The organism is Phycicoccus sonneratiae (genome assembly GCF_016887965.1).
GTDB lineage: Bacteria > Actinomycetota > Actinomycetes > Actinomycetales > Dermatophilaceae > Phycicoccus > Phycicoccus sonneratiae.
This window is the reverse complement of record NZ_JAFDVD010000022.1, coordinates 77,353-86,055: the sequence shown is the minus strand read 5'-3', so window position 1 is coordinate 86,055 and position 8,703 is coordinate 77,353. Positions and strand designations below refer to the sequence as shown.

Here is an 8,703-nt window from a genome sequence, read left to right as displayed (position 1 = left end):
GGGGGGGTGGGGGCCGCCCCCGCCCCCCCCGCGCCGCCCCCCCCCCCCGCCCCGGGGGGGGGGGGGGCCGCGGCCGGGGCCCGCGGTGCGGGCGGGCGGGTCAGTAGTTGACCGTCACGTGCACGTGGTCGTAGTGGTTCGCGGTGGGCGAGCCACGGTCCTCCATCGTGCTCCAGCCCTCGCCCGGCGCCCAGTAGCGCTGCTGCCAGATGAGGTACTTGACGTTGAACTTGCCGACGTTCTGCTGGACCCACGCCGCGATGGCGTCGCCCTGCGAGGCGCCGGAGATCATGAAGTCGATGGCCTGGCCGGTGCCGTGCTCGTCCGCGGTGGCGCGCCGGCCGCCGATGGTCGGCGGCCCGAAGAGCGAGTCGACGGCCGAGCAGATGCCGACCGCGTTCGGGATGAGGCCGATGTTCGTGCAGCGCGCGGTCGTCTTGCCGGACCAGGAGCCCGTGGGCGCCGCGGCGGACGAGGAGCCGCCGGAGGACGCGGCCGTCTCGGTGGGCTTCGGCTTGGCGACGGCCTTGACGCCGGCGACGCCGACGGGCGCGGGCTGCACCGGGCGGCTGCCGGTGGGGGCGGCGACGGCGGGGGCCGGGTCGTCGCGGTCGGCGCGCGAGCGGGAGGCGGCCTCGAAGCCGCTGCGCTGGACGAGCGCGGCGGTGGCGACCGAGGCCGCGGGCGAGGTGTCGGCCTCGGCGTCGGCCTGCTCGGCCGGGACGGTCAGGGCGACGGCGGCGCCACCGACGACGCAGAGGCCGGCGGCGGACTTGACCGCCCACGACGCCCCGAGACCGGGGAAGCCGTCGGGGAGGCGGCGGACGCGGCCGGGCGCACGGCGCCGGCCGGGGGTACGAGAGGGGGAGGGCACAGCAGAGTCATCTTCCGGGGTGGGTACGGCTCAGCGGCCACCGTACGGCACGAGGGACGCCGATGTCACGTTTGGGTAACGCGGTTCGGCTGTTCGACCGGTCACGTCGGGGGCCGAAGGGTCAGGCGCGGGCGACGAAGACGTGGCCGGCGATGTCGGCCGGCAGCGAGACCCCCGTGGCCTCGTCGGCACCCTCGTGGAAGACGACGACCCGCGTGCCGTCGCGGCGGACCCGGGCCGGCTGGCCGGGCAGCAGCCCCGCGCTCGTGAGCAGGGCCAACGCCTCGTGGTCGACCTGCACCGGCTCGCCGATCCGCCGCACGACGACGGCCAGCGGCTCCTCGGCGGCGACGGCGTCGAGGGTGCTCAGCCCGGAGCGGAAGTCGACGGTCTCGCCGGTCTCGCCGAGCTCGTCGAGCCCGGGGATCGGGTTGCCGTAGGGCGACTCCTGGTGGTCGGGGAGGATCGCGAGGATCTTGCGCTCGACGCGGTCGGACATCACGTGCTCCCACCGGCACGCCTCGTCGTGGACGTACTCCCACTCGAGGCCGATGACGTCGACGAGCAGCCGCTCGGCGATGCGGTGCTTGCGCATGACCCGGGTGGCGAGCAGCCGCCCGTGCTCGCTCAGCTCGAGGTGCCGGTCGCCGGCGACGGCGAGCAGGCCGTCGCGCTCCATCCGCGCGACCGTCTGGGAGACGGTGGGGCCGGAGTGGCCGAGGCGCTCGGCGATGCGGGCGCGGAGCGGGACGATGCCCTCCTCCTCGAGCTCGAAGATGGTGCGGAGGTACATCTCCGTGGTGTCGATGAGGTCGGTCACGCAGGCAAGCCTAATCTGAGCCGCCGACGACCGGCGCCCGCCGCCGGGGGTCGTACGCGGGCAGCCAGCGCAGCAGCCACCCGCCGCCGAGCAGGGCGAGCGCGCCGACGGCGACGCTGGCGGTGCCGATGGAGGCCACGGCCGCCACCGCCCCGACGACCACCGAGGCACCGTTGTGGCCGACGAGCGAGAGCAGCCGCCACACCCCGAGGAACGCCGCGCGGCCCCGCACGGGCGCGGCGTCGGCGCCGAGGGTCATGACGATGCCGGACCCGAGGCCGTTGCCGACCCCCATGACGACGGCCACCGCCCCGACGGCGACGAGCGAGGAGGTGAGCGGCAGGACGAGCAGCCCGATCCCCAGCAGCACCGTGACCGGGAGGGCCACCCAGACCCGGCCGCGCCGGTCCATCAGCGACCCCGCGGGGTAGAAGAGCAGGACCTCGACGAGGCCGGCGGCGCCGAAGACGAGCGAGGTCTGGGCCGCCGACAGCCCGACGTGCTCGGCCCAGAGCGGGACGACGACGACCCGCGACGAGCGGGCCAGGCCGATCGCGAGGACCCCGAGCCCGACGGTGAGCAGCACGGCCCGCTGCTGCCGGACCACCTCGAGCACCCCCACCCGCGCCGCCGGCTCCCCGTCGTCGGCGAGCGCCGGGACGGCGTGCGCGCCGAGGTCGGGCGAGGCCGCGGCGACCCCGGCGGCGAGCAGCCCGGCGACGACGGCGATGCCGAAGGCCGCTTGGGGTCCGTACCGCTCGACGACCGGCGCCCCGAGGAAGGGCCCGACGAAGAGCCCGAGCCGGCCGACCCCGCCGAGCGTCGACATCGCCCGCGCGCGCATCGACTCCGGCGCGGCCGCCGTGAGGTAGGACTGCCGGGCGAGGAGGAAGACCGCCCCGGTCGGACCCGAGAGCGCCATCGCCAGCGCGTAGACCCAGAGCGAGGGCGCGAGCATCGCGAGGAGCGAGGCGGCCGCGTCGGCGAGCCCCGCGACGACGAGCGCGCGCCGCTCCCCCATCCGGTCGACGAGCACCCCGGCCGGGACCGCGGAGACGAGCTCGGAGACGGTCTGGATGCCGACGAAGAGGGCCGCGACCGACACCGACGCACCGAGGTCGCGGGCGCTCAGGGCGATGACCGGCAGGCTCGCGCCGATGCCGACCGACCACAGCGCCGTCGGCCCGAACGCCGGCACCGCGACCCGTCGCAGCGAGAACCCGTCCTCCGCCACACCCACCCCTTTTCTCTCGACATCAAGATACTTCGTCCGGGGCGCGCACGGGGCGAGTGGTGCACACCACACGTGTCGGCCGCCCGGCGTGGGTACGTTGGCCGCGTGGAGCTCACCGTCCCCCGCCGTTTCTGCGGGCCCCCGGAGTCCGCCAACGGCGGCTGGGTGAGCGGCGCGCTCGCCGAGCACGTGCGCACCTCCCGCGACCTGCCCGCCGTCAGCGTCCGCCTCTCGGCCCCGCCGCCGCTCGGCCGGCCGCTCACCGTCGTCGGCGACGACCCCGACCCGCTCACCGGCACCGCCGTCCTCCGGCTCGTCGACGGCGAGGTGCTCGTCGCCACCGGCGCGGCCGTCGCCGAGCTCGACGAGCCGGTGCCGGCCCCCGCGACGCCCGAGCAGGCCCGGCAGGCCGAGGAGCGCTACGAGGGCGCGCACGACCATCCCTTCCCGACCTGCTTCTCGTGCGGCACGGCCCGTTCGCCGGGCGACGGCCTCGGGCTGCGCCCCGGGCCGCTCGACGACGGCTCCGGCCGGTACGCGTGCACCTGGACCGCCCCCGCCGACGTCACCCGCCCGATGGCCTGGGCCGCGCTCGACTGCCCCGGCGGATGGTCGGCCGGCATCGCGGGCCGGCCGATGGTCCTCGGCACGATGACCGCGCAGGTGTGGCGGGTCCCCGAGCCCGGGGAGGCGCTCGTCGTCACGGCGTGGCAGCGTGGGGCGCAGGGGCGCCGGCACTGGTCGGCCAGCACCCTGCACGCCCCGGACGGCGAGCTCGTCGGCCGCGCCGAGGCGACGTGGGTCGCCGTCGACCCCGAGTCCGTCCGACCGAAGGAGCAGCCGTGACCGGGAGCGTCCCCGAGACCACCGGCGGGACGGGGCCCGAGGAGGCCCGCGAGTCGGTGCAGCCCTCGGCAACCGCACCCGACATGCGCCGCACCGCCGTCGTCACCGGGGCCAGCAGCGGCATCGGGGAGGCGACCGCCCGTCTCCTCGCCGACCGCGGCTTCCGGGTGGTCTGTGCGGCCCGCCGCGCCGAGCGGGTCGAGGCGCTGGCCGCCGGGATCGGCGGCGTGGCCGTCGCGTGCGACGTCTCGGTCGACGCCGATGTCGCCCGGCTCGCCGAGGCCGCGGGCGGGGTCGTGCACGTCCTCGTCAACAACGCCGGCGGGGCCCTCGGGCTCGAGGCCGTCGCGGACGCCGACGTCGACCTCTGGCGGCAGATGTACGAGACGAACGTCCTCGGCACCCTCAAGGTCACCAAGGCGCTGCTGCCCGCGCTCGTCGCGGCCGGGGGCGACGGCATCATCGTCAACGTCGGCTCGATCGCCGGGCTGCTCGCCTACGAGGGCGGGGGCGGGTACACGGTCGCCAAGCACGGGGTGCACGTGATGACCGAGACGCTGCGTCTCGAGCTCTTCGACCAGCCGGTGCGCGTCACCGAGATCGCGCCGGGGATGGTGCACACCGAGGAGTTCTCGCTCACCCGGTTCGGTGGCGACCGGGAGCGGGCCGACCGGGTTTACGAGGGCGTGCCCGGGCCGCTCGTCGCCGACGACGTCGCCGAGGCGGTCGTGTGGATGGCCACCCGCCCGGCGCACGTCAACGTCGACCTGCTCGTCCTCAAGCCCCGGGCCCAGGCCGCGCCGCACAAGGTGCACCGGCTTCCCTCCTGACCCCTCCCGCCCCCACCGTCCCTCCGGCCGCGGACTCGCGACCCCTCCCGCCCCCCGCGTATCGGGTGACCCGATACGGCTGCGCTTCACCCGAGAACCGTTCTCGGGGAGAGCGCACCCGTGTCCGGGAGAGCGCCCACCGGCCTACGATCTCCGGCGTGGAGCCGTTCGCGGAGGTCCTGCTCGCCGGCGGGCACTCGAACTCGCTCGGGCGCTCGGGTGAGGTCCTCGAGCTGCTGCGCCGCGACCCCGCCCGCCTCGACGAGCTGTTCGCCTGCATCGCCGCCGACGACGCCTGGGTGCGGATGCGCGCCGTCGACACCTTCGAGAAGCTCGTCCGCGAGGACCCCCCGCGCGGCGTCCCGTACACCGAGCGCGTGCTCGACGAGCTGACGGCCAGCGACCAGCCCTCGGTCCAGTGGCACACGGCCCAGCTGTTCGGGCTGCTCACGCTCACCGACGCCCAGCGGCGCCGGGCCGTGGACTGGCTGCTCGCGCGGGTCGCGACGACCGACGTGGACTGGATCGTGTCCGCGCAGTCGATGGCGACCCTCGTCGCGCTCCACGACGAGGGAGCCGTGCCGACCGAGGACCTCGTGCAGCGGCTCGAGGTGCAGACCGGGCACCACTCGGCATCGGTGCGGCGCAAGGCATCCGCGTTCCTCGAGGCCGTGCGTCGTTCCTGACGCGGCGGCCCGGCGCGCCGCGTGGCGCGCGCCGCGTGGCGCGCGTCGTCAGGGCTGGCGGCGCGAGACCTCCCACGAGGCGGCGTCGTCGAGGTCGCCCTCGCCGGTCCGTGTGAAGACGAGCCGGTCGTGCAGCCGGTTGCGCCGGCCGGCCCAGAGCTCGACCTCGTCGCAGACGATGCGGAAGCCGCCCCAGGCGTCGGGCAGCGGGACGTCGTCGGGCGACCCGGTGTCGGGGAACTCGGCGGCCCGGGCCTCGACGGCCGCCTCGAGCTCGGCGCGCGACCCGACCGGCCGGGACTGGTCCGAGGCCAGCGCCGAGATGCGCGAGCCCCACGGCCGCGACACCCAGTACTCCTCGACCTCGTCGCGGTCGAGGGTCACGGCGCGGCCGCGGAAGCGCACCGCGCGGTACATCGCCGGCCAGGTGAGCCCGGCGGCGACGTGGGCGTCGGCGGTCAGGTGCCGGCCCTTGGCCGAGGTGAGGGCGGTGACGAAGCCGGGGCCGCGCTCGTCGAGGAAGCGCATGAGGACGGTGCGCACGTCCGGGTGGCCGGCCTCGTCGACGGTGGCGACGGCGAGCGCGAGCGGCTCGAAGACGTCGTCCGCGGACTCGGAGCGCCGGACGGCGTCGTCGACCCAGGCGCGCACCTGCGCGTACGGGGTGGCGAAGAGGTCCCCCTCGGCGAGGCCGTCACCGGTGTAGTCGACGCGACGCGGGTCCATGCCGCCAGCCTATGACCGCCCGGCGCGGCGGCGCCCCCGCCGGGAGGTGTGATGGTGCTCCCGCCCTCCGTGCCGGTCGCAAGCAATCCCTTCCCGGTCGCAAGCAATCCCTTCCCGGTCGCAAGCAATCCCTTCCCGGTCGCAAGCAATCCCTTCCCGGTCGCAAGGGATCCCTTCCCGGTCGCAGGCGATCCCTTGCCGGTCGCACGCGATCCCTTGCGTCGCGCATGGATCTCTGTGGACCCCACCGTCCTCCTCGGGTCTGTGGCGCCGCGCCACCGCGCGGCCCCGCGGCCCACCACCGTCAGGGCGTCGGGTGCCGCGCGTCGTACCGCACGAACCCCGGCTGCCACAGGGCCAGCAGCACCACGGCCAGCACGCACGCCAGCCCACCGCCCACGGCGGTCCACCCCTCCCCCACGCGCTCGGCCACCCCGCCGCCGGCCAGCTCCCCGAGCCGCGGCCCCCCGGCGACGACGACGATGAACACCCCCTGCAGCCGTCCGCGCATCCGGTCCGGCGCGGCGGACTGCAGGATCGTCGTCCGGAACACCGCGCTCACCGAGTCGGCCGCCCCGGCGAAGGCCATCGCCACCAGGGCCCCCACGAGCGCCTGCCCGCGGGACACCGCCCCACCGGCCGCCAGCAGCGCCACCCCGAGCCCGGCGATGCCGACGCCCCACCCCGCCACGCTCACCATGATCGCCGCGCCCTGTCGCCGCACCCCGCCGAGCCGGCCGGAGAACACCATCGCGAGGATGCCCCCGCCCGCCGCCGCGGCGTACAGCGCACCGACCGTCGTCGCGCCACCCCCGAGGATGACCGCCCCGGCCGCCGGGAAGAGCACCCGCGGCTGGGCGAGCAGCATCGCCGCGATGTCGGCGACGAAGGTCATCCGCACGTTCGGGGCCGTCCGCAGGAAGGCGAACCCGTCGAGCACCGAGCGCAGCCCCACCCGCCGCACCGGCGCCTCGTCGTCGACCCGCTCCGGCGGCACCGGCTGCAGCCGCCAGAGGCTGTGCACCGCGGCGAGGGTGAGCACCGCGTCGGTCGTGTACGCCGCGCGGTACCCGCCCCAGTCGACGAGCACCCCGGCGAGCAGCGGCCCGGCGGTCAGCGCCGTGTTCATCGCGAAGACCGACAGCGCGTTGGCCGCCGGCAGCTGTTCCGGCGGCAGGATCCGCGGGTAGATGCTCGTGCGCGCCGGCGAGGACACCGCGAACGCCCCGCTCCACACCGCCACGACGCCGTAGAGCAGCCACGGCGAACTCGCCCCGAGCCACGCCTGCACCGCCGCGACGACGCTCGTCGCGAAGGCCACGAGCGTCGCGACGAGCCCGACGAGCCGGCGGTCGTGGTGGTCGGCCAGCGCCCCGCCGTACAGCCCCATGACGACGAGGGGCACGAGCGCGAAGAGCCCGACGAGCCCCACCGACGCCGTCGACCCGGTGAGGTCGTACACCTGGAGCCCGATGGCGACGACGGCCATCTGCGACCCGACGTTCGAGAGCGTGAAGCCGGTCCACAGCCGCCGGTAGTCCCTGTTCTCCCGGAACGGGCTGAGGTCCGGGAGGAGGGAGCGCAGCACGAGCCGCATCATCCCCCACCGCACACCGGTGGCCCCGCGGCGGGGTCACGCCGATCCCCACGCACTAGCCTCGCGGGCATGACGGACACCCCGCGCATCGCGCTGCTCATCGACGCCGACAACGCGCGGGCCCGCCGGCTCGACGTCGTCCTCAACGAGCTGTCGGCGCTCGGCGAGACGACGATCCGACGCGCGTACGGCAACTGGACCAAGTCCGAGCTCAAGGGCTGGCAGGAAGTGCTGCACGAGAACGCGATCCGCCCGATGCAGCAGTTCGACCCCTCGAAGGGCAAGAACGCCAGCGACATGGCGCTCGTCGTCGACGCCGTCGAGATCCTCCACACCCAGCGCCCCGACGCGGTCGCCATCGTCTCCTCGGACGCCGACTTCACGCCGCTCGTCATGCACCTGCGCGAGCACGGCGTGGCGGTCTACGGCTTCGGCGACGCCAAGACCCCCGCACCCTTCCAGAGCGCGTGCACCCGCTTCCTCGTCCTCGACCGGCTCCCGAGCCCGAGCGGCGAGGCCTCCACCGACGACGACTCCCCCGAGCCCCCGCGCCGGGCGACCCGCAAGGCCACCGCGAAGGCGACGACCGCCGCCGAGACCCCCGCCCGGGCGACGACCCGCAAGACCGCCCGCAAGACCTCCGACAAGAGCGCCGACAAGAGCGCCGACAAGGCCGGCGGCCGCAGCGGCGAGTCCTCCGCCGACAAGTCCGCGGACGCCGCGCCGCCGGCCGCCAGCACCCCCGAACGGGCGACCCGCGCCCAGCTGCGCCAGGACGCCCGGCTCGTCAGCCTGCTGCGCGGCGCCGTCGACTCCGCCTCCGACGAGACGGGATGGGCGAAGATCGGCACGGTCGGCCAGCGCATCGCCCGGCAGTCCTCCTTCGACTCGCGCAACTACGGGTACGCCAAGCTGAGCCGCCTCATCGAGGCCTCCGACCTCTTCGAGGTGCGCGACGCCGGCACCCCCGACATGGCGATGCGCGACCCCCGGGCCACCTGACCCGCGTGTCCATGCCGGGGAGCCGTCGGTGGGTCATCCCGGCCGGGGCGTGCAGAATGGGCCGCGCCCGACACCGGCGACGAGCGAA

At 75.7% G+C, this 8,703-nt stretch carries 9 protein-coding genes; 4 read left to right on the top strand and 5 right to left on the bottom strand.

Annotated features, from left to right (window positions below):
• Positions 1-100: 100 nt before the first annotated feature.
• The 3 genes from JQN70_RS20380 to JQN70_RS17800 form a co-directional block, all read right to left on the bottom strand.
• The gene (locus tag JQN70_RS20380; RefSeq protein ID WP_239111794.1) at positions 101-874 is read right to left on the bottom strand and encodes a VldE C-terminal domain-containing protein; all 774 of its coding nucleotides are present in this window, start codon (positions 872-874) and stop codon (positions 101-103) included.
• Positions 875-995: 121 nt separating this feature from the next.
• Complete coding sequence (locus JQN70_RS17805) at positions 996-1,694, bottom strand: iron-dependent transcriptional repressor DtxR (RefSeq protein ID WP_204132711.1); 699 nt, start codon at positions 1,692-1,694, stop codon at positions 996-998.
• 10 nt (positions 1,695-1,704) lie between these two features.
• On the bottom strand, positions 1,705-2,928 hold the full coding sequence (locus tag JQN70_RS17800) for an MFS transporter (RefSeq protein ID WP_307836066.1): 1,224 nt from the start codon (positions 2,926-2,928) through the stop codon (positions 1,705-1,707).
• Between the two features lie 105 nt (positions 2,929-3,033).
• On the opposite strand from JQN70_RS17800, the gene JQN70_RS20375 reads away from it, so the two are divergent.
• The 3 genes from JQN70_RS20375 to JQN70_RS17785 all read left to right on the top strand — a co-directional run bounded on the left by JQN70_RS20375 (position 3,034) and on the right by JQN70_RS17785 (position 5,290).
• Positions 3,034-3,774 carry a hypothetical protein gene (locus JQN70_RS20375; protein WP_239111793.1) on the top strand — a complete coding sequence of 247 codons (741 nt, stop codon included), beginning with the start codon at positions 3,034-3,036 and terminating at the stop codon, positions 3,772-3,774.
• Positions 3,775-3,857: 83 nt separating this feature from the next.
• On the top strand, positions 3,858-4,604 hold the full coding sequence (locus tag JQN70_RS17790) for an SDR family oxidoreductase (RefSeq protein ID WP_204132729.1): 747 nt from the start codon (positions 3,858-3,860) through the stop codon (positions 4,602-4,604).
• Between the two features lie 158 nt (positions 4,605-4,762).
• Positions 4,763-5,290, top strand: coding sequence for a hypothetical protein (locus tag JQN70_RS17785; protein ID WP_204132708.1), 528 nt, complete (start codon positions 4,763-4,765; stop codon positions 5,288-5,290).
• A 48-nt stretch (positions 5,291-5,338) separates the two neighbouring features.
• Here JQN70_RS17785 and pdxH read toward each other — a convergent pair whose 3' ends face one another.
• Both pdxH and JQN70_RS17775 read right to left on the bottom strand, forming a co-directional pair.
• Positions 5,339-6,016, bottom strand: coding sequence for a pyridoxamine 5'-phosphate oxidase (gene pdxH / locus JQN70_RS17780; protein WP_204132707.1), 678 nt, complete (start codon positions 6,014-6,016; stop codon positions 5,339-5,341).
• A 304-nt stretch (positions 6,017-6,320) separates the two neighbouring features.
• Positions 6,321-7,601, bottom strand: a complete 1,281-nt coding sequence (locus JQN70_RS17775; RefSeq protein ID WP_204132728.1) for an MFS transporter — start codon at positions 7,599-7,601, stop codon at positions 6,321-6,323.
• A gap of 81 nt (positions 7,602-7,682) precedes the next feature.
• On the opposite strand from JQN70_RS17775, the gene JQN70_RS17770 reads away from it, so the two are divergent.
• A complete protein-coding gene (locus JQN70_RS17770) occupies positions 7,683-8,615 on the top strand; it encodes an NYN domain-containing protein (RefSeq protein WP_239111792.1) in 933 nt (310 codons plus the stop codon).
• Positions 8,616-8,703 lie beyond the last annotated feature (88 nt).